Annotated in this window: 3 protein-coding genes; all 3 read right to left on the bottom strand. The window is 75.3% G+C overall.

Going from position 1 to position 23,361, the window contains the following annotated elements:
* Position 1: 1 nt before the first annotated feature.
* Genes AB0G50_RS09640 through AB0G50_RS09630 form a run of 3 tightly spaced genes read right to left on the bottom strand, consistent with a single transcriptional unit; the run spans position 2 to position 23,354 of the window.
* Entirely contained in the window at positions 2–3,616 is a 3,615-nt protein-coding gene (locus tag AB0G50_RS09640) for an amino acid adenylation domain-containing protein (RefSeq protein ID WP_360104428.1), read from the bottom strand.
* A complete protein-coding gene (locus tag AB0G50_RS09635; protein ID WP_360104425.1) occupies positions 3,613–18,630 on the bottom strand; it encodes an amino acid adenylation domain-containing protein in 15,018 nt (5,005 codons plus the stop codon). The genes AB0G50_RS09640 and AB0G50_RS09635 overlap by 4 nt, the downstream gene beginning before the upstream one ends.
* Complete coding sequence (locus AB0G50_RS09630) at positions 18,627–23,354, bottom strand: amino acid adenylation domain-containing protein (protein WP_360104422.1); 4,728 nt, start codon at positions 23,352–23,354, stop codon at positions 18,627–18,629. Before AB0G50_RS09630 ends, AB0G50_RS09635 begins: the two co-directional genes overlap by 4 nt.
* Positions 23,355–23,361: the final 7 nt, after the last annotated feature.

The raw sequence follows: 23,361 nt of genomic DNA, 5'->3' as shown, positions 1-23,361 counted from the left end.
GTCAGGTGAGCACGGCGGCCGTGAGCGGGCCGACGTCGCGCAGGGCGGCGTCCGTCATCAGGTCCTCGTGCGGCCAGTCGACCTCGTGCACGAGCACGCGGCCGGTGGTGTGAGGCTTCCAGTCCGGGAGGGGGTCGGCAGCCGCCGCGCGGACGAACACGACGTCACCCCCGTAGCGCCCGAGCGGGCCGGAACGGTCCACTGTGGACACCGCGCGCAGGCTCGCGGTCAGGTCGCGGGCCTGCGACTCGGTGAGCCCCGCCAGCACGTCCGGCGGCACCGCGGAACCGGCGGGCTCGCCGTCGCCGACCGGGTAGGCGTCCAGCAGCACCAGTGCGCGGACCTCCCGCCCGGCGCGGGTGAGCAGGCACGCCACCGCGTGCGCGATCACCCCGCCGAGCGACCAGCCGAGCAGGCACACCGGTCCGGTGGGCGCGGTCGCGGTGATCACCTCGACGTAGCGCCGCGCGACGTCCTCCAGCGCGGGCTCGCCGGTGAACCCGGTGGCCTGGAGCGCGTGCACCGGTCGGTCCGGCAGGTGGGGCAGCAGTCCCGCGTACCGCCAGCCGAGGCCGAGCGCCGGGTGCACGCAGAACAGCGGCGGCGCGGAGCCCTCGGACCGCAGGGTCAGCAGGGTCTCCAGCGACGTGTCGGCGCCACCGCCGTCGAGCCGGGCGGCGACGGCGGCCGGTGTCCGGGCGTCGAGGACGGTCCGGACCGCGAGCGGCACGCCGAGTTCGGCCCGGACCCGGGACACCAGCCGGGCCGCGAGCAGCGAGTGCCCGCCCAGCGCGGCGAACGAGTCGTCCGGCCCGACCTCCGGCACGCCCAGCACCTCGGCGAACAGCGCGCACAGCGCCTTCTCCACCGGACCGGACGGCTGCCGGGACGAGGTGCGGGCGAAGTCCGGCTCGGGAAGGGCGCGCCGGTCGAGCTTGCCGTTGGGCAACGCGGGCAGCGCGTCCAGCACCACCACCGCCGACGGCACGAGGTGGTCGGGCAGCACGGCCGCCAACCGGGCCCGCACGTCGTCCAGGACGGCGCCGGGCGTGGGCACCACGTAGGCCACCAGCCGCCCGGACCGGGCGACCACCGCGGCCCGACCGACGCCGGTCAGTCCACTGAGGACGGTCTCGACCTCGCCGGGCTCGACCCGGTGCCCGCGGATCTTGACCTGCTCGTCGACCCGACCCAGGAAGTCGACCGTGCCGACCGCGTTGTGCCGCACCAGGTCCCCGGTCCGGTAGAGCCGCGCGCCGGGCGTGAACGGGTCGGCGACGAACCGGGCCGCCGTCTCGCCGGGTCGGCCGACGTACCCGCGCGCCACGCCCGCGCCGCCCACGTACAGCTCACCGGGCACACCGGCGGGCACCGGGGCGAGACCGGAGTCCAGCACGTACGCGGTGAGCCCGGCGACCGGCCGGCCGATGTGCGGCGCGGTGCCCGGCTCGATCCGCGCCCACAGCGCGTCCACGGTGCTCTCGGTCGGGCCGTAGAAGTTCAGCCCGAGCACCCCGGATCCGGCCAGCTCCCGCCACAACCCCGACCCGACCGCCTCGGCGCCGGTCGCGACCACCGACGGCCGGTGCTCCCCGGTCAGCAACCCCTCCGCCACCACCAGTTCCAGCAACGACGGCGGCACGTCCAGGAAGTCGATCCGGTGCTCCCGCACGTAGCCGACGATGCCCGCCGGGTCGCCCATCAACCCGTCCGGCAGCACGTGCATCTCGTGCCCGGCCAGCATCCACACCAACGGGTCCACCGACCCGTCGAACGCGAACGACAACGCGTTGAGCACACGCACCCTGCGCCCCAACGGTTCCATCACCGCGCGCCGGTGCGCCGACGCCAGGTTCGCCAATCCGCCGTGCGTGGCCACCACGCCCTTGGGCCGCCCGGAGGAGCCCGAGGTGAACACGACGTACGCCGCCGAGTCCGGTCCCGCCGGGCCGGGCGGCACCCCGGTACCCACCCACGTCGCCGGATCCGCGGCCACCGCGGGAATGCCGAGGTCGGTCCGGTTCGTCACGACCACGACGGGCGCGGCGTCGGCCAGCACGGCGGCGATCCGCGGTCCCGGGTAGGCCGGGTCGACCGGCACGACCACTCCCCCGGCCTTCCACACCGCGAGCATCGCGACCACCACGTCCACCGACCGCGGCAGCACCACCCCGACCGACACCTCACGACCGACGCCCAGCGACACCAGGTGGGACGCCAACCGGTCCGACCTCGCCGCCAACTCCCCGAACGTCAACGACACCCCGTCGCACACCACCGCGCGGGCCGCCGGGTCCCGCGCCGCGACGAGTTCCGGCACGAGCACGGCGCGATCCGGCTCCACGACGCCGTTCCAGCGCACCTGGGCGTCCGGCGACGTGACACCGACCCGACCCACCGGCCGCTCGGGGTCGGCCGCGAGCGCGGTCAGCACGTCGGCGAACCGCGTGGCGATCTCCGCCGCCCGGCGGGAGGTCACCAGGTCGGCCCGGTACTCCAGGGTCGGGTGCTCACCGGGCACCGCGGTCAGCGACAGCGGGTAGTGCGTGGCGTCCTCGGTGTCCACCGCCGACACCCGCAGGTCCAGCGCGTCCCGCACCCGGTCGATCGCGTCCTCGTCCACCGGGTAGGACTCGACCACGACGAGCGTGTCGAACAGCGGACCGAGCCCCGCCTGCGCCTGCACCTCGGCGAGCCCGAGGTGGTGCACGTCGAGCGTGGCGGCCTGGAGGTCGTGCAGCCGGCGCAGCAACGCCGACACCGGCTCGCCCGGCGACAGCGCGACCCGCACCGGCACGGTGTTGATGAACAGGCCCACCATCGACTCGACGCCGGGCAGGTCGGCGGGTCGGCCGGACACCGTCGCGCCGAACACCACGTCGTCGCGGCCGGTGAGCCTGGCCAGCGTGATGCCCCACGCGGCGTGCACCAGGGTGCTGACCGTGACGCCGTGCGCGCGCCCGTCCAGCCGGGCCAGGTCGAACGGCACCCGAACCCGGGCCGCGCGGGGGCTGTCCGACGTGCCCGGCACGAGCAGGGTCGGCTCGGTCAGGCCCTCCAGGACTCCGCGCCACACGGCGAGCGACGCCGCCCGGTCCCGACCCGCCACCCAGGCCAGGAAGTCGCGGAACGGCCGGGGCGCGGGCAGCGGCGTGCCGGCGTAGAGGGCGAACAGGTCGCGCAGCAGCAGCGGCGCGGACCAGCCGTCCAGCAGGATGTGGTGGCTCGAGATCACCAGCCGGTGCGTCGCGTCGCCGGTCCGGATCAGCAGGAACCGGATCAGCGGCGGCTCGTCCATGACGAACGGGGTCGCCCGGTCGGCCGCCAGCACCGCCTCGACGTCCGGCCGGTCCAGCTCGCGCCACGGCACGACCACCCGGCGCAGCACCACCTGCACGGCGCCCGCCGGGTCGGCGACGAACGCGGCCCGCAGGCTGGAGTGCCGCGCCACCACCGCTTCCGCCGCCTGCCGCAACCGGCCGGCGTCGAGCGGTCCGGTCAGGTCCACGACGGTCTGGACGGTGTAGACGTCCTCGGTGTCCTGCGTGGCGTGGAACAGCAGGCCTTCCTGCAACGGCGCCAGTGGCAGCACCTCCTCGACGTTCGAGCGGCTCACCACGCACCCCACTTCGCCTCGAAGGCGTCCAACCGGTCCTGGTCGATCGACACGAGCGTCATGTCCGACGGCGTGTGCCCGCCGCCCTCGTGCCCCGCCAACGCCTCCAGCGCGCCACGCCAGCGGTGCGCCAGCGCGGTCACCTCGGCCTCGGCGAACAGCCGCTCCGGGTAGGACCAGGTCGCCCGCAGCACGGGCCCGGCGTCGGTGTCCTCGGTCAGCGCGGTGATCTCCAGCGCCGCGGCCGCGGGCGCGTCCGGGTCGGCGACCCCGGCGACGTCGGCGTACTCGGCGGACTGGGTCCACGGCCCGGACCGGCCGGCGCCCCCGTAGCGGCCGAGGTAGTTGAACAGCACCTCGGCCGGAGGTTCGGCCGCGAGCACGGCGGCGGTGTCCGGGTTGAGGGCGCGCAGCAGACCGTGGCCGACGCCGTGGTCGGGCAGCGCGCGCAGCGCCTCCTTGACGAGCTTCACCGCGTCGCCCGCCTGGACGCCGCCCGCGAGCGCGTCGGCCACGTCGACCGCGGTCAGGTCGAGCCGCACCGGGTAGCGGGTGGTGAACCACCCGACGGTGCGGGACAGCTCCGCGCCGGGCACGACCTGCTCCTCCCGGCCGTGACCCTCCAGGTCCACCACGACCGGGCCGGACCCGGTCAGCGCCAGCGCGAGGGCGGTCAGCAGCACGTCCTCGACACCGGCGTAGAACGCCTCCGGCACGGTCGTGAGCACCGCCTCGGACACCGCGACCGGCACCTCCACCCGCACCGACCGGACCGTGCCCACCTTGTCCCGCACCGGGTCCAGCGGTCGCGAGCCGGCCGCACCGGTGCGCCACGACGGGAGTTCGGCGACCCGCTCGGGCCGCCGGGCCGCCGCCACCAGGCCGTGCGCCCAGTGCCGGAACGGCGTCGAGGGTCGGGTGAGGGTCCCGGTCCGGTAGGCCTGCTCGAGGTCGGGCACCAGGATCCGCCAGGAGACCCCGTCCACCACCAGGTGGTGGACGACGAGCAGCACCGGGCCGTCGTCCACCGCCACGACCTGGAGCACCACCCCGCGTTCGGGGTCGAGCCGGTCGGCGGCGGCGTCGAGCGCGGCCCGCACGTCACCGGACGCCCGGCGCACCAACCCGTCGATCCGGTCGCCGGTCGGCGGCACGATCATCCGCCACTCGTCGCCCTCACGGGTCACCGACGCCCGCAGCACGTCGTGCGTCCGCACCAGCGTGTCCACCGCGTCGGCCAACCGGTCCAGGTCGAGCCCTTCGGGGGCTTCCAGCACGACGGACTGGGCGAACCGGCGGCGCAACCCGTCGCGGCGCAGGACGTCGCGCATGATCGGGGTCAGCGGCACGTCGCCGACCGCGGCCATCCGCACCGGCTCGGCCGCGTCGGCCCGCGCGTCGGCCACCACCGCGAGCGCGGCCGGCGTGCGGTGCTCGAAGACGTCGCGCGGGGTCACCCGGAGGCCCAGCTCGCGGGCTCGACTCACCAGTCGGATGGACACGATGCTGTCACCGCCCAGCGCGAAGAACGAGTCGTCGAGCGACACCCCGTCGCGGCCGAGCACCTCGGCGAACACCGCGCAGAACCGCTCCTCGGCGGCACTTCCGGGCAGGCGGGCGGGTGCGCCCGAGGTCAGGTCGGGCGCGGGCAGCGACCGGCGGTCGACCTTGCCCGACGGCATCAGCGGGAACGCGGGCAGGCGGGTGAACGTGGTCGGCACCATGTGGTCCGGCAGTCGCGCGCCCAGCCACGCCCGCAGGTCGCCCGGCTCCCGGCCGGGGTGCGCCACGACGTACCCGGCGAGCAGCGTCGCGCCGCCGGGGCCGCGGGTCGTGGTGACCACGGCCTGGCGCACCGCGTCGTGCTCGCCCAGTGCGGCCTCGATCTCCTGGAGCTCCACGCGCATGCCGCGGATCTTGACCTGGTGGTCGACGCGGCCGAGGAACTCCAGCGTGCCGTCGGCGGTCCACCGGGCCAGGTCGCCGGTCCGGTACAGGCGCTGCCCGTGCGACCACGGGTCCGCCACGAACCGGGCGGCCGTCTGCACCGGGTCGCCCACGTAGCCCCGGCCCAGCGGCAGGCCGCCGGTGTACAGCTCGCCCTGCACGCCCACCGGCACCGGGTTCAGCGCGGCGTCGAGCACGTGGATGCGGGTGTTCGGGTTGGGCCTGCCGATGCTGATGCCGTGCCGGGCCTCGTCGTCGCGGTAGAACTGGTGGCTGACGCCGATCGTCGCCTCCGCCGGGCCGTACCCGTGGTACATCACGGCGTCCAGCCTGGCCCGGAACCGGTCGAACAGCTCCGGGGTCAGCGCCTCGCCGCCGCACCACACGTGCTTGAGCGTGCCGCGGACCGCGTCGATCCCGGGCAGTTGCAGCAGCAGGTCCAGCATCGAGGCGACCAGGTAGGTGAAGCTGACCCGGTGCCGGGTGATCAGGTCCAGCAGGTACTCGACGTCGCGTTCGCCGCCCGGTTCGGCCACGACCAGCGTCGCGCCGGTCACCAGCGGCAGGAAGATCTCGTTGATCGAGATGTCGAACCCCAGCGGCGCCTTGAACAGCGCGGCGTCACCCGGGCCGTAGCCGAGCATCTCCTTCTGCCACAACAACCTCGCCGCGATCGCGCGGTGCAGGATCATGGCGCCTTTGGGCGTGCCGGTGGAACCCGAGGTGTAGATGACGTAGGCCAGGCCGGCACCGGGCAGCGGCGGCGCGGCGGCCGGCGTGCCGGGATCGGCGAGCGCGCCCGCGAACACCGGCACGCCCAGGTCGGGCAACCCCTCGCCGGTCGCGCTCAGCACCGCGCGCAGCCGGGCCGTGGCGTGGATGTCGGCGATCCGCCTCGCGGGCCAGGACGGTTCCAGCGGCACGAACGCCGCGCCGACCCGCTGCACGCCGAGGAGCGCGGCGACCAGGTCGGCCGAGCGGTCCAGGTGCACGCCCACGACGTCCTCGCCGCCGACGCCGTGCGCGGTCAGCACGCGGGCGACCACGTCGGCGCGCCGGTCGAGTTCGGCGTAGCTCAGGCGGGTCTCCCCGTCCACCACGGCGAGCGCGTCGGGCGTGCGGGCCACCTGCTCGGCGAACAGGCCCGGCACGGTCGCGTCCGGGATCGGGGCCGCGGTGTCGTTCCAGCCCGCGATGAGCCGGTGCCGCTCGGCCGGGTCCAGCACGTCGAGCCGGGACAACGGGGTCCCGGGCGCGGTCGCCAGCACCCGCAGCACCCGGACCAGCCTGGTCGCCAGGGTGTCCACAGTGGACTGGTCGAACAGGTCGGCGTCGTACTCGACCGACCCGTCGAGCGTGCCGTCGGCCAGCGGCGCGAAGTTGACCGCGAGGTCGAACTTCGCCCCCGTGTCGTGCTGCCCGGTGACCGGCGTGGCGGTCACGCCGGGCAGGCCGGGGTTGCCGGTGTCGGCCGGCCGGAAGTCGACCATCGTCTGGAACAGCGGGTGCCGTCCCGCGACGCGCTCGGGGTTGACCGCCTCGACCACCCGGTCGAACGGGGCCTCGGCGTGCGCGTACGCGCCCAGCGCCACCTCGCGGACCCGGGTGACGAGGTCGCGCGCGGTCGGGTCGCCGGACAGGTCGGTCCGCAGCACGACCGTGTTGACGAAGAACCCGACCAGGTCGTGCACCGCCTCGTCGTCCCGACCCGCGACCAGCGCGCCGAGCGGGATGTCCGTGCCGGCGCCGAGCTTGTGCAGCAGCACCGCCACTGCCGTCTGGGCCAGCATGAAGTCGGTCGCGCCGGTGGCCTCGCCCAGCGCGCGCAACCCCGTGACGACGTCGGCGGGCACGGTGAACCGGACCGCGCCGCCGCGTTCGCCCGCGCTCGCCGACCGCGGCCGGTCGGTGGGCAGCGACAGGGCTTCCGGCAGACCCGCGAGCGTGGCCGACCACCAGCGCAGCCGGCGGGCGAGCAGACCGCGCGGGTCGTCCGGGTCGCCGAGCAGTTCCCGTTGCCACAGCGCGTAGTCCGCGTACTGGACCGGCAGCGGAGCCCAGTCCGGCGCGCGGCCGAGCCGGCGGGCGGTGTAGGCGACGGCGAGGTCGCCCAGCAGCGGGCCGGTGGACCACTCGTCGCCCGCGATGTGGTGCACCACCAGGGCGAGCACGTGCTCCTCCTGGCCGGCGCGGAACAGCGCGAGCCGGATCGGCGGCTCGGTGTCGAGGGCGAACGGGCGTGCCACGAACTCCGCCGGGTCGTCGCCGTCGAGCACCTCGAACGGGACCGTCACGTCGGGGAGCACGTGCTGGTACGGGGTGCCGGCGTCGTCGGGGTAGACGGTGCGCAACGCCTCGTGCCGCTCGACCACGTCGTGCAGCGCCACGCGCAGGGCGTCGGTGTCGAGCGGGCCGCGCAGCCGGGCGACGTAGGGCACGTTGTAGGTGCCGGTCGGGCCGTCCAGCCGGTGCAGGAACCACAGCCGCAACTGGGCGGCCGAGAGCGGGACGCGGTCCGGGCGCTCCCGGCGGGTGAGGGCGGGGCCGGTCCGGCGCGGGCCGGCGGCGTCGAGCGCGGCGGCGAGGCCCTCCGGCGTCGGCGCGTCGAACACCGACCGGATCGACACGTCGCCGCCGAACTCGGTGCGCAGCCGGGAGATCAGCCGCGCGGCGAGCAGGGAGTGCCCGCCCAGCGCGAAGAACGAGTCGGTCACGCCGACCCCGGCCACGCCCAGCACCTCGGTGAACAGGTCGACCACGAGCCGCTCGGTCCCGGTGCGCGGTCCCGTGCCGGTGCCGGTGAACTCCGGCGCGGGCAGGGCGCGGCGGTCGAGCTTGCCGTTCGGGGTGACCGGCAGCGCGTCGAGCACGACGATCGCGGCCGGCACCAGGTAGTCCGGCAGGCTCCGGGCCAGGTCGTCGCGCACGGCTACCGGGTCGACCCCGGCGCCGGTGACGTAGCCGACGAGCCGGGTCACGCCGTGGTCCGTCCGGGCCACCACGGCGGCGTGCCCGACGCCGGGCACCGCGCCCAGCGCCGCCGCGACCTCGCCGGGTTCGACCCGGTAGCCCCGGATCTTGACCTGGTCGTCCACCCGACCCAGGAACTCCACCGTGCCCTCGGCGGTCCAGCGGACCAGGTCGCCGGTCCGGTAGAGCCGACCGCCCGAGCCGAACGGATCGGCGACGAACCGGGACGCGGTCTCGGCCGGCCGGTCCGCGTAACCGCGCGCGAGGCCCGCGCCGGCGACGTACAGCTCACCCGGCACCCCGATCGGCACCGGCGTGAGCGCCGCGTCGAGCACGTAGACCCGGGTGTTCGCGACCGGGCGGCCGATGTGCGGCCGGGCGTCGGCGGTGATCGGCGTCCACAGCGCGTCGACGGTGGTTTCGGTGGGGCCGTAGAAGTTCAGCCCGAGCACGTCGGCCTCGGCGAGCCGCGCCCACAGCGCCGGCCCGACCGCTTCCGCGCCGGTGGCCACCACCGCCGGCGGATCGACCAGGAGTCCTTCCGCCACCAGGGGTTCCAGCAGCGAGGGCGGCGCGTCCACGAAGTCGAGCCGGTGCCGGCGGAGGTGGGCGACGATGCCCGCCGGGTCACCGGTCAGCTCGTCGGGCAGCACGTGCATGGTGTGGCCGGCGAGCATCCAGACCAGCGGGTCGACCGAGCCGTCGAAGGCGAACGACAGCAGGTTGAGCACCTTGAGCGGTCGGCCGAGCGGCTCCATGACCGCCCGGCGGTGCGCCAGCGCCAGGTTCACCACGCCCTCGTGGGTCGCGACGACGCCCTTGGGCCGCCCCGTCGAGCCCGAGGTGAACACGATGTACGCGGCCGAACCCGGCACCGGACCGACGGGTTCCGCCGCGCCCTCCCACGGCCCGTCCACGACCACGACCCGCGGCGCGTCACCGACGGACTCGGCGGCGAACACCGGCACGAGGTCGGACGCCCGCGTGGTCAGCACCAACGCCGGCGCGGCGTCGGTCAGCACTGACCGGACGCGGTCGGTCGGGTGCCTCGGGTCGACCGGGACGGCCACGCCGCCCGCCTTCCAGATCGCGAGCAGCGCCACCACCACGTCCACCGACCGCGGCAGCACGACGGCGACCCGCGTTTCCCGCCGCACGCCCGCGAACGCCAGGTGGGCGGCCAGCGCGGTCGAGCGGGCGTCCAGCTCGGCGAACGTCAGCGCCTGCGCGCCGCAGACCACGGCGTCGGTGGCGGGCACCCGGGCCACCTGCTCGGCGAACAGGTCCACCAGGGTGGCCGTCGGGAACTCGACCACCGGCCGGTTCCAGCGCTCCAGCAGCAGTTCCCGCTCCGCCGCGTCGAGCACGTCCACTGTGGACAGTGGGCGGTCCGGCGCGGTGGCCAGGGCGGTGAACACCCGGCCGAGCCTGGTCAGGATCGACTCGGCGGTGGCGTGGTCGAACAGGTCCGCGTCGTACTCGAGCGAGCCGAGCAGCGCGCCGTCCCGGTCGGCGGTGAAGGTGAAGCCCAGGTCGAACTTCGCCGCACCGGGGTTCGCCGGGTCGAGCGGGGTCGTGGTGACGCCGTCCAGACCGGTGTCGGTCGACGTCGGGTTCCAGTAGTCGACCAGGGTGGTGAACAGCGGGTGCCCGGCCGAGCGGTCCGGGTTCACCGCCTCCACCACGCGGTCGAACGGGACGTCGGCGTGCGCGTACGCGGCCAGGGCCGTGTCGCGGACCCGGCGCAGCAGCTCGCGGGGCGTCGGGTCGCCGGCGAGGTCCACGCGCAGCACCACGGTATTGACGAAGAAGCCGACGAGCTGGTCCAGCGCCGGGTCGGACCGGCCCGCGACGAGCGCGCCCAACGGCAGGTCGGTGCCCGCGCCGAGCTTGTGCAGCACGGTCGCCACGGCCGTGTGGGCGAGCATCAGCTCGCTCGCCCCGGTGTCCGCGAGCAGCGTGCGCAACGCGGACGCGGTGGCGGCGGGCACCGTCATCCGCACCCGGCCGGCACCCGCTTCCGGGCGGTTCGGGCGCGGCCGGTCGGTGGGCAGCGGCACCACGTCCGGCACGCCCGCCAGCGCCTCGACCCAGTGGGCGAGCTGCCGGTCCTCGGTGTGGTCGAGCAGGTCCCGGTGCCACAGCGCGTAATCCGCGTACTGCGCCGGCAACGGGGTCCAGTCCGGCAGGTGGCCGCGGCGGCGGGCCGCGTAGGCCCGCGCCAGGTCGCGCAGCAGCGGGCCGGTCGACCACTCGTCGCCCGCGATGTGGTGCACCACCAGGGACAGCACGTGCTCCCGGACCGACAGCCGGAACAGGGTGACCCGGATCGGGATGTCGACCTCCAGCGCGAACAGGTGCCCGGCGGCGCGCGCCAGGTCGTCCGCCAGGGTCGCCTCGGTGGTGTCGACCTCGGCGAACGGCACGGGCACCGGGTCGAGCACGAGCTGCTCGGGCGTGCCGTCGACGTCCGGGAACACCGTGCGCAGGCTTTCGTGCCTGGCCACGACGTCCGCGAACGCCTCGCGCAGCGCCGGCACGTCCAGCGGGCCCGCCAACCGGGCCGCGAACGGCAGGTTGTAGGTGGCCGACGGGCCGTCCAGCCGGTGCAGGAACCACAGCCGGCGTTGCGCGGCGGACAGCGGTACCCGGGCCGGACGCTCCCTTGTGGACAGTCGGGGCAGGGTCGCGGGCGCGAGGCCGTCCAGGTGCGCGGCCAGGCCCGCGACGGTCGGGTGGTCGAACACCGCGCGGATGGACAGGTCGCCGCCGAACTCGGCGCGGACGCGCGAGATCAGCCGGGTGGCGAGCAGGGAGTGACCGCCCAGCGCGAAGAACGAGTCCTCCGCGCCGACCTCGGGCCTGCCCAGCACGTCCGCGAACACCGCGCACAGCAGGCGTTCGGTCGGCGTCGCGGGCGCGCGGGAGACCAGGGCGGTGAAGTCGGGCGCGGGCAGGGCGCGGCGGTCGAGCTTGCCGTTGGGCAACCTCGGGAACTCCGCCAGCGCCACCACGGCCGCGGGCACCAGGTGGTCGGGCAGCCGGCGGGCCAACTCGGCGCGCAGCGCCTCCGGGTCGACCTCGCCGGTGACGTACCCGACCAGGCGGGTGTCGCCGCGGTCCGCGCGGGCCACCACGACGGCCCGACCGGCACCGGTCAGTCCACTGAGGACGGTTTCGACCTCGCCCGGTTCGACCCGGTACCCCCGGATCTTGACCTGGTCGTCCACCCGCCCCAGGAACTCCACCGTGCCCTCGGCGGTCCGGCGCACCAGGTCGCCGGTCCGGTAGAGGCGACCGCCCGAGCCGAACGGGTCGGCCACGAACCGGGCCGCCGTCTCGCCCGGCCGGCCGGCGTACCCCCGGGCCACCCCCTTGCCGCCGACGTACAGCTCACCCGGCACACCGGGCGGCACCGGCGCGAGCGCCGAGTCCAGCACGTGCGCGGTCGTGTCCGCGACCGGGCGGCCGATGTGCGGCGCGGTGCCCTCGATCGGCGTCCACAGCGCGTCGACGGTCGTTTCGGTGGGGCCGTAGAAGTTCAACCCGAGCACGTCGGCCTCGGCGAGCGCCGTCCACAACCCGGCACCCACCGCTTCGGCACCGGTCGCGACCACCGTCGGCCGGTGTTCCCCGGTCAGCAACCCCTCCGCCACCACCAGTTCCAACAAAGACGGCGGCACGTCGAGGAAGTCGATCCGGTGCTCGCGCACGTACCCGACAATCCCCGCCGGGTCACCCATCAACCGGTCCGGCAACACATGCATCTCATGCCCGGCCAACATCCACACCAACGGATCCACCGACCCGTCGAACGCGAACGACAACGCGTTGAGCACGCGCACCCTGCGCCCCAACGGCTCCATCACCGCGCGCCGGTGCGCCGACGCCAGGTTCACCACACCGCCGTGGGTCGCGACGACGCCCTTCGGCGTGCCCGACGACCCCGACGTGAAGACGACGTACGCCGCCGAGTCCGGTCCCGCCGGCCCTCGCGGCACGCCGGCACCCACCCAGGTCGCCGCATCCGGTGCCACCGCGGTGATCCCGAGGTCGGCACGCCGGGTCACCGCCACCACGGGAGCGGCCTGCGCCAGCACGGTCGCGATCCGGTCCGCCGGGTAGGCCGGGTCGACCGGCACCACCACTCCCCCGGCCTTCCACACCGCCACCATCGCGACCACCACGTCCACCGACCGCGGCAACACCACCGCCACCGGCACCTCGCGGTCCACGCCCAGCGACACCAGGTGGGACGCCAACCGGTCCGACCTCGCCGCCAACTCCCCGAACGTCAACGACACCCCGTCGCACACCACGGCGGGCGCGGACGCGGGCGCGGTCAGCAGGTCGGTGAGCACCAGGTCCGGCACGGCGGCGACCGGGGTGTTCCAGCCCGCGACCAGCGCGCGGTCGGCCGCGTCGAGCAGGTCGAGCGCGGCCACCGCGGCGCGCGGCCGGTCGGCCAGCGCGGCGAACGCGGTGAACACCTTGCGCAGCACCGATTCCACCGCCGCGCGGGTGAAGACGTCGGTGCGGTACTCCAGCTTCACCCGCAGCACGTCGTCGTCCGGCATCAGCATCAGCGTCATCGGGTAGTGCGTGTAGCCGCGCGACCAGCCGACCTCGGCGGTCAAGCCGCCGCTGTGCTCCGGGTCGAGCAACCCGGCCTGGTCCAGCGGGAAGGTCTCGAACACCATCAGCGTGTCGAACAGCCGGCCCGCGTCGACGGCGGTGACCCGCTGCACGTCGGTCAGGCCCAGGTGCTGGTGGTCGAGCACGGCGGTGCGGTCGGCGTGCAGCCGCTCGGCGACCGCGCGACCGGAGTCGGCGGGCGACCAGCGCACCCGGACCGGCACGGTGTTGATGAACAGGCCCACCATGGACTCGACACCGGCCAGCTCCGGCGGCCGGCCGGAGACGGTGATGCCGAACACCACGTCGTCGCGGCCGGTCAGGTGGCCGAGCACGAGTCCCCACGCGGTGCCGAGCAGGGTGTTCAGGGTGACGCCGCAGTCGCGGGCGGCGGCGGTGAGCCGGGCCGTGAGGTCGGCCGGCACCACGTCCACCACCTCGGCCGGCAGCACGGAGCCGTCCGGCAGGTCGGGACCGGCGAGCAGCGTGGCCTCGTCCACGCCGTCGAGCACGTCGGCCCACGCGGCGAGCGACTCGGCGCGGTCGCGGCGGTCCAGCCAGGCCAGGAAGTCCCGGTACGGGCGCGGGCGCCCGACCTCGGACGTGCCCTCGTAGCAGGCGAACAGGTCGCGCACCACGAGCGGTGTCGACCAGCCGTCGAGCACCAGGTGGTGGTTGGTCACCACGAGCCGGTGCTCCCGCTCGCCCAACCGCACCAGGGTCAGCCGCAGCAACGGCGGCGCCGCGAGGTCGAACCCGGTCCGCCGGTCCACCTCCAGGAACTCCTCGAGCGCGGCCGCGTCCGGCAGGGTCAGCGCGGTGAGCACGGGGTCGACCGCGTCCAGCACGAGCTGCACCGGCTCCGCGCCGTCGTCGGCGAACGCGGTCCGCAGCACCGGGTGCCGGTCGACCACGGCGCGCGCGGCGGTCCGGAGCCGGTCCACGTCGAGCGGGCCGCGCAGGTCCACCACGAGCTGCACGGAGTAGAAGTCCACCGCGTCGGCGTCGAAGCGGGCGTGGAACAGCAGGCCTTCCTGCAAGGGGGACAGCGGGAGCACGTCGGCCAGCCCCGGGTGGCGGTGCTCCCAGCGCTCGACGTCGGCCTGCGTGACGCGCACCAGCGGCAGGTCGGCGGGCGTCCGACCGGCCGGGCCACCGCCGCGCACGTGCTCGCCGATCGCGTCCAGCGCCGCGGCCCACAACCGGCCCAGCCGCGCCACGTCGTCGGCGGTGAACACCCCGGACGCGTAGCGCAGCGACAGGGACAGGGTGGAACCCGGGGTGATCGCGATGTTGGCCACCAGCGCCGCCGCGGCGGGCAGGGCCGGGTCGGCGGCCGGCGCGACACCACCGAAGGCGATCGCGTCGAAGTCCGCCCGGTCGCCCGCGCGCGGCTCGACGTGACCGAGGTAGTTCACCAGGATCTGCGGTTCGACGGCCTCGGGCAGCGCGCCGTCGCGGAACCTCAGCAGGCCGTAGCCGACGCCGCGGTCGGGCACCCGGCGCAGGTGTTCCTTGACCCGCTTGACGAACACGGGCACCGCGTCGTCCGCCGCGACGTCCAGCCGCACGGGGTACTGGGTGTTGAACCAGCCGACGGTGCGGGACAGGTCGGCGCCGGGCACGAGGTGCTCCTCGCGGCCGTGCGCCTCGATCGCGACCACGGTGCCGGTGACGGACTTCCACCGCGCGACGGCGAGTCCGAGCGCGGCCAGCAGGATCTCGTCCGGCCGGGCGTGGAACGCGGCGGTCACCTCGTCCAGCAACGGCACGGGGAACGACAGCGCCGTCTCGCGGACGGTGGCACGGGTGTCCCGGGCCGGGTCGAGCCGACGCGAGCCGAGCACCGGGTCCGGCGCGTCGACAATCCCCCGCCACAGCGGCAGTTCGGCGGTTTTGTCGACCTCGGCCAACCCGAGCGCCCAACCCCGGAACGAGGTGCGCACCGGTGGCGGCGCCTGCCCCGCCAGGGCCGTGGCGAGGTCCTCGGCGAGCACCCGGCAGGAGAAGCCGTCGGTCGCGAGGTGGTGGCACGTCAGCAGCACGCCGCGGCCGGCGAACCAGGTCGCGCGCACCAGCACGCCGGCCGACCGGTCGAGCAGCGCGACCGCCGCCGCGTGCTCCTCCGGCAGCGGGGTGCGCGCGGTCACCAGCACGTCCTCCGCGCGGACCGCGCCCACCGGCCGGACCTCCAGCGCCGGGCCGTCGGGCGTGTCCGGCATCCGGGCGCGCAGCGCGTCGTGGTGGTCCAGCAGCACTTGCAGCGCACGGACCACGTCCGGCCGGCCCGCACCGGTCGGCACGAACACCGCCTGCGAGAACCGCTCGAACGGCCCGCCCCGGCTCAGGAACGCGAGCATGATCGGCGTCGTCGGCACCGCGCCGACCGCGTCCGTCACCACCGGTTCGTCCACTGCGGACGGTCGGGCCAGCGCGGCCAACTCGGCGACCGTCCGCAGTTCGAAGACCTGGCGCGGCGACAGCGCCAAGCCCGCCGCGCGCGCCCGTCCGACGAGCTGGATCGCCACGATGCTGTCGCCGCCCAGCTCGAAGAACGAGTCGTCCACGCCGACCTCGTCGCGGTGCAGCACCTGGGCGAACAGCTCGGCCAGCAGCCGTTCCCCCTCGTCGCGCGGCGCCCGGCCGACCGGGCGGGTCACCGCGGGCGCGGGCAGCGCGCGCCGGTCCAGCTTGCCGTTGGCGGTCAACGGGAGCGCGTCCAGCGCGGTGATCGCCGCGGGCACCATGTGCGCGGGCAACCGGGACTGCGCGTACGCGCGCACGTCCGCCACGCCCGCGCCGACGACGTACCCGGCGAGGTACGCGCCCGCCGGACCGTCGGTCCGCACCACCACGGCCGCGCCGGTCACGCCCGGAGCGGCGGCCAGCACCGACTCGACCTCGCCCGGCTCGATCCGGAAGCCGCGGATCTTGACCTGGTCGTCGGCCCGGCCCAGGTACTCCAGCCCGCCGTCGACGGACCGGCGGGCCAGGTCGCCGGAGCGGTACAGGCGTTGTCCCGCACCACCGAACGGGTCGGCGACGAACCGCGTCGCGGTCAACCCGGGCCGGCCGAGGTAGCCGCGCGCGACCTGCGGGCCGCCCAGGTACAGCTCACCCGGCACGCCGTCGGGCACCGGGCGCAGCGCGGTGTCCAGCAGGTGCACCGAGAACCCGGGCAGGCCGCGGCCGATGACGCCGGTGGACGCGCCGAACGCGGCGTCGTCCAGCAGCCGGTGCGTCACGTGCACCGTGGTCTCGGTGATGCCGTACATGTTCACCAGCGCCGGACCACCGGGCCGCCGGCGGTGCCAGTCCGCGAGCCGGGCCGGGTCCAGCGCCTCGCCGCCGAACACCACCGTGCGCAACGCCAGCGGTCGGCCGTCGTCGGCCGCGGCCAGGGCGTAGAACGCCGACGGGGTCTGGTTGAGCACCGTGACGCGGTGGCGGTCGAGCAGGTCCAGGAAGTCGGCCGGCGAGCGGGAGACGTCGTGCGGCACCACGACGAGCGTGCCGCCGTGCAGCAGCGGACCCCAGAGTTCCCACACCGAGAAGTCGAACGCGAAGGAGTGGAACAGGGTCCACACGTCGTCCGGCCCGAAGTCGAAGTGCGCGCGGGCCGCGGTGAACAGCGCGACGACCGCGCGGTGCGGCACCACGACGCCCTTGGGCGTGCCGGTGGAGCCGGAGGTGTAGATGACGTACGCGATGTCGCCGTCGCGCCGCGGTCGGTCGGGCCGGGCGGTGTGCCCGTGCGGGCTCACCCGGGGCAGGTCGCCCGCGATGTCGTCGTGCGCGATCACGGCGACCGGTCGGGCGTCCTCGAGCACGAACCGGATCCGGTCGGCCGGGTAGTCCGGGTCGACGGGCAGGTACCCCGCGCCGGTTTTGAGCACGGCCAGCGCCGCGACCGCGAGGTCGGCCGACCGCGGCAGCGCGATCGCGACCAGGTCGCCCGGACCGGAGGTCAACGCGGACGCGAGCGCCTCGGCCCGCGCGTCGAGGTCGGCGTAGGTCAGCGAGATGTCGCCGGCCACCACCGCGACGGCGTCCGGGGTACGCGCGACCTGGGCTTCCACCAGGTCGACCAGCGTCACACCCGGCACGTCCAGCGGGGTCGCGGCGCCGTGCCGGAGCAGCGCGGCGACCTCGTCCGGTGCCCGCACGTCCAACGACGCCACGAGCGCGTGCGGGTCGGCGGACACGGCGGTCAGCACGCGGCGCAGCCGGGCGAGCAGCAGCCGCGCGGCGGCCTCGTCCAGCACGTCCGGCCGGTGCTTGAGGGTCAGCTCCAACCCGGTGCCGGACGGCATCACCATCAGGGTCACCGGGTAGTGCGTGGAGATCGGGCGTTCCGGGCGGCCCGCGCGCAACCCGCACGCGGCCAGCGCGGTGTCGATCGCGGCCGCGTCGAACGGGAAGGACTCGAAGACCACCAGGCTGTCGAACAGCTCGCCGCCGCCGGACCACGAGGTGGCCGCGCGCTGGGTGTCCGCGAGACCGACGTGCTGGTGGTCGAGCAGGTCGGCCTGGTCGGCCTGGATCCGCGCGGCCAGGTCCGCCACCGTCTCGCCGTGCCGCAGGCGGACCCGGACCGGGATGGTGTTGATGAACAACCCCACCATGTGCTCGACGCCCGCGAGGTCGGCGGGCCGGCCCGCGACCGTCGCGCCGAACACCACGTCGTCGCGACCGGTGAGCCGACCGGTGAGCACCGCCCAGGCCAGCTGCACCACCGTGTTCAGCGTGACGCCGAGCGCGCGGGCGGTGCCGGCGAGCGCGGCGGACGGCAGGTGCTCCACCACCTCCTCGGGCAGCACCGACTCGCGGCCGAGCGCGGCGGGCACGAGCAGCGTCGACTCCTCCACGCCGTCGAGCGCCCGTTCCCAGGCGCGCAGCGAGGCGGCCTGGTCGCGGCCCGCCAACCACGCCAGGTGGTCGCGGAACGGCCGGGCGACCGGCAGTCCGGGTTCCGCGCCGTCGGCCGCGTAGAGGGTGAACAGGTCGCGCATGAGCAGCGGGGTGGACCAGCCGTCCACCACGAGGTGGTGGTTGGTCAGCACCAGCCGGTGCCGGTCCGGGCCCAGGGTCAGCACCATCGCGCGCAGCAACGGCGGCGTGGCCAGGTCGAAGCGGGTGCGGCGGTCGGCGACCACGAGCGCCCGCGCCCGCTCCTCGTCACCGGTCACGTCGACCTCGACCAGCGGCACCTCGACCTCGCGCAGCACCACCTGCACCGGGTCGCCGACGTCCCGGACGAACGCGCTGCGCAGCGCGGTGTGCCTGGCCACCAGGGCGTCGAGGGCACGCCGCATCCGGGCCGCGTCGAACGGCCCGTCGAGGTCGACCACGAGCTGGGCGAGGTAGACGTCCGTGCCGTCCTCGTCCAGCGTCGAGTGGAACAGCAGGCCCTGCTGCAACGGGGACAGCGGAAGGATGTCCTCGATCGCCGAGGGGCTCATGCACGCTTCCATTTCGCTTCGAGGGCGTCGAGTTGGCCCTGGTTCAGGGAGATCAGGGCGACGTCGGACGGGGTGCGCCCACCCGTGCCGCCACCCGAGGCGTGCTTCACGAGCGCGCGCAGGGCCGCGCACCACAGGTCGGCGAGGTCGGCGACACCCGCCGCGTCGAACGCGCCCTCGGCGTACATCCAGTGCGCGACCAGGGAAGGACCGTCGGGCGTGTCCTCGGTGACGGCGTTGGCCACCAGCCCGGCGAACAGCGGCATGGTCGGGTCGTAGGCGGCGGAGAGCCCGTCGGCGGGCACGGTCCAGCCCTGGTCGCCCGCCGCGTCGAACCGGCCGAGGTAGTTGAACCCCAGGCGCGGCGCGGGCGAGGCGAGTTCGCCGGCGCCGTGCAGGTGGCGCAGCACCCCGAACCCGATGCCGTGGTCGGGCAACGACCGCAGGTGCTCCTTGACCCGCTTGACCAGCACGCCCGCCGCCGGTCCGCCGGCGAGCGCCTCGGCGAGGTCGACACCGGTGGTGTCCAGCCGGACCGGGTGCTGACTGGTGAACCACCCGATGGTGCGCGAGAGGTCCGCGCCGGGCACGGCGGCCTCCTGCCGGCCGTGTCCCTCCAGCAGCACGGGGAACGAGCGCGCGGCCGGGTTCCACGAGCCGACGGCGAGGGCGAGCGCGGTCAGCAGCACGTCGTCCACGCCCGCGAAGAACAGCGCGGGCACCGTGGTCAGCACCGCGCCGGTGGTCTCCGGGTCCAGCCGGACGGTGACCGTGCGGACGTCCGCCCAGGTCCGCTCGCCGGGCTGGTCGAACACCGGGTCCGGGCCCGCGAGCACCGACCGCCAGGTGGGCAGTTCGGCGACCCGGTCGGCGGCCCGGGCGCGCAACCCCGAGGCCCACGCCCGGAACGACGTCGGCACGGGCGCGAGCGCTTCACCCCGGTACGCGGTGGCCAGGTCCTCCACGAACACCCGCCAGGACACGCCGTCCACCACGAGGTGGTGCACGACGACGAGCAGCTCCGCCGTGCCGGGGAACCACACGACCTGCACCACGGTGCCGTCGGCGGGCACCAGCCGATCGGCGACCGCCCTTTCGTCCACAGTGGACTCGGCGGCCCGCAGCACGTCGGCCGCGCGCACCGAGCCGACCGGCCGGAACTCCAGCGCCGGCCCGTCCCGGTCCAACCGCGCGCGCAACGCGTCGTGCCGGTCCAGCACCGCTTGCAGGGCGACGAGGAGCCGTGCCTCGTCCAGCGGCTCGGGTCCCTTCAGCCGCAACGACATCCGGTGCCGGTCACCCAGCGGGCCACGCTCGGCGAACGACCGCATGATGGGCGTGAGTTCCACCGCGCCGACCCCGTCCGCGGCCGGCGCCACGGCCTCCTGCACGGCGGCGACCTCGGCCAGCTTCGCGGGCGTGCGGTGGGTGAACACGTCGCGCGGCGTGATCCTCAACCCCGCCTTGCGCGCCCGACCCACCAACCGGATCGCCACGATGCTGTCGCCGCCCAGTTCGAAGAACGAGTCACCCACACCCACCGACGGCCGGTTCAACACCTCGGCGAACAGCGCGGCCAACCGCGACGCGACCCCGTTGTCCGGCCGGACTCCGGGCAGTTCCGCCAACTTCGCGGGCGTGCGGTGCGCGAACACGTCCCGCGGCGTGATCCTCAACCCCGCCTTGCGCGCCCGACCCACCAACCGGATCGCGACAATGCTGTCGCCACCCAGTTCGAAGAACGAGTCACCCACGCCCACCGACGGCCGGTTCAGCACCTCCGCGAACAGTCCCGCGAGCACCCGCGCGACCTCACCCGCCGGTTCCGCGTCGACCGACGGCGCGGCGAAGTCCGGCGCGGGCAGTGCCCGGCGGTCGAGCTTCCCGGACGGGGACAGCGGAATCTCCGACACCGGCACGACGGCGGCCGGCACCAGGTGCTCCGGCAGCACGGCCGCGACGTGCGCGCGCAGGTCGGCCGGTGCCGCGGTCCCGATCACGTAGGCGGCCAGGTACGCGCCGCCGGGTCCGTCGGTGCGGGCCACGACCACCGCGCGCTCGACGCCCGGGTGCGTCAGCAGCACGGCCTCGACCTCGCCCGGCTCGACCCGGAACCCGCGGATCTTGACCTGGTCGTCCACCCGACCCCGGAACTCCAGCGCGCCGGTCGGCAGCCGGCGGACCCGGTCGCCGGTGCGGTAGAGCCGACCGCCCGAGCCGAACGGGTCGGCCACGAAGCGGGACGCGGTCAAGCCCGGCCGGTCGAGGTAGCCGCGCGCGTCCTGCGCGCCGCCCACGTACAGCTCGCCCTCCACGCCCACCGGGACGGGCCGCAGCCGGTCGTCCAGCACGTGGCACGTCACGTTGTCCACCGGCGAGCCCACCGGTACCGGACCCGGCGCGACGACACCGGCCGTCGACTCCACCGGGTGCAGCAGGCAGCCGACCGTCGTCTCCGTCGGCCCGTACTCGTTGATCACGTCCAGGCCGGCGGGCACGAGCCAGCCCTCCAGCGCCTCGCCGCGCAGCGCCTCGCCCGCGATCACCAGCGTGCGCGGCCCGTCGGCGGCGAACCGCACCGACGGCAGCAGCGGCAGGTGGCTCGGAGTGATCTTGAGGAACGTCGCCGCGCCCAGCGCGTCCGCGATCGAGTCCGGCGAGTCCGCGCACAGCTCCAGGCAGCCGCCGGTGATCAGCGGGCCGAACAGCGGGGTGACGGTGAAGTCGAACGACACCGACGAGTGCAGCAGCGTGTGGCCGGCCAACCCGGCGAACCGGCGCACCGACCACGCGAGGTGGTTGCGCAGCGCGCCGTGCGACACGACCACGCCCTTGGGCACGCCCGTGGAGCCGGAGGTGTAGATGACGTAGGCCGGATGTCCGGGCCGCAGAAGGACTTCCGGGTCGCCGGGCGGGACCGCGGCCAGCCGCTCGGCCGTCTCCGGCGCGCCCAGCAGCACGGTCGGCAACCCCGGCGTCGCGGGCAGCCGGGTGTCCGGGGTGGTGAGCAGCAGCGTCGGCCGGGCGTCGGTCAGCATCAGCCGGACCCGGTCGGCCGGGTAGCCGGGGTCGACCGGCACGTACGCCGCGCCCGCCTTCACCACCGCCAGCACCGCGACGACCAGCTCCACCGACCGCGGCACGGCCAGCGCCACCACGGTGTCCGGGCCCGCGCCCTCGGCGACGAGCAGCCGGGCCAGCGCGGCCGCCCGCCGGTCGAGCTCGCGGTAGGTGACCTCCCCGGTCGCCGTGAGCAGCGCGCGGGCGTCCGGCGTCGCCGCGACCTGGCGGGCGAACAGCTCGGGCAGCAGCGGCTCGGGCACCCGCGCGGCGGTGTCGTTCCACCCGGCCAGCCGGGCGCGTTCGTCGTCGGTGAGCACCGGCAGTGCCTCGACGGGCGTGCCCGGCTCGGCGGAAGCCCGGTCCAGCACCAGATCCAGGTGCCCGAGCAGGCGGGCCACCAGCTCGACCGCGTGCGGCGCGTCCGGGTGGTTGGCCTCCGCGGTCAGGTCGTCGCCGTCGGTCTCGACCGCGAGGGTGAGCGCGAACCGGGCGTCCGGGCCCGGCACGTGCCGGCGAGCGGCCGTGAAACCGGCCTGGCGGAATGAGTCCAGCACCGGCGTGCGCAGGGACAGCACCACGTCGAACAACCCGGCGTCGCCGCGGGTGCGGCCGGGGTCGACCGCGCGGGTCACGTCGTCCAAGTCCACGTCCTGGTGCGCGTACGCGGCCAGGCACACCCGCTTCGCGCGGGCCAGCAGGTCGGTGAAGGTGTCGCCGTCCTCGACCCGCATCCGCAGCGGGATCGTGTTGCCGAGGTAGCCGACGACCTCGTCGCCGCCGGGCAGGTCGCGGTTGACCACCGGCGCGCCCACCACCAGGTCGCGGGACCCGGTGTAGCGGTGCAGCAACGCGGTGACGGCGGCCAGCAGCACCATGAACGTCGAGGCGCCGTCGGCACGTGCCAGCTCCCGGACCCGGGCGGCCGCGCCGGGCCGCAACGCGCGCTGCTGGTCGACACCGGAGGTCGCGGCGCGCGGCCACGGCAGTTCCAGGGGTTCCGGCGGCGCGGCGAGCGCGTCGCGCCAGAAGTCCGGTGAGGAAGCCCGGGGCAGCACCAGGTCGGCGATCTGGCGCGCGGGCGGCGGCGTCACGTCCGGCCGGGCGTAGTGGGCCATCAGCTCGCCGAAGAAGATCGCGGACGTGGCGTCGTCCCAGGCGATGTGGTGCGCGACCACGACGAGCGTCGCGGTGTCCGGCCCGGTGGTGAACACGCCCACCCGCAGCGGCGAGTCCACCGCCAGGTCGAACGGCCGGCCCGCGAGGTCCCGGCACGCGCCGTCGACCTCGGCCGCCGGCAGCGCGCGGACGTCGAGCACCGGCGGCAGGTCGGCGTGCCCGACCTGGACCACCTCGCCGTCCTCGCCCATCCGGTAGGTGGTGCGCAGCACGTCGTGCCTGGCCACGACGGACCGCACCGCCGCCGCCATCGCCCCGGGGTCGAGCGGACCGGTCAGGTCGACCGCGATCCGGACGTTGTAGCCGACCGACAACGGGTCCAGCTGCTGCAACGACCACATGCGGCGCTGCCCCGCGGTCGGCGACCGGTCCGGTCGGACCTCGACCGCGGCGGGCGACTCGGCGAGGTCGCGCTCGGCCAGCCTGCGCCGCACCAGCTCGCGCCGCAGTGTGTCGATGTCCGCTCGCCCGTCCTGGGTGGCCACGCTCGTC

This window comes from Actinosynnema sp. NPDC020468 (genome assembly GCF_040642015.1).
GTDB lineage: Bacteria > Actinomycetota > Actinomycetes > Mycobacteriales > Pseudonocardiaceae > Actinosynnema.
Note: the sequence above shows the minus strand (reverse complement) of the source record. Positions and strands in the feature narration are given on the sequence as shown.

Coding starts and splice junctions, on each gene's coding strand:
- AB0G50_RS09635 (WP_360104425.1), bottom strand. CDS start 18,630: ATGAGCCCCTCGGCGATCGAGGACATCCTTCCGCTGTCCCCGTTGCAG.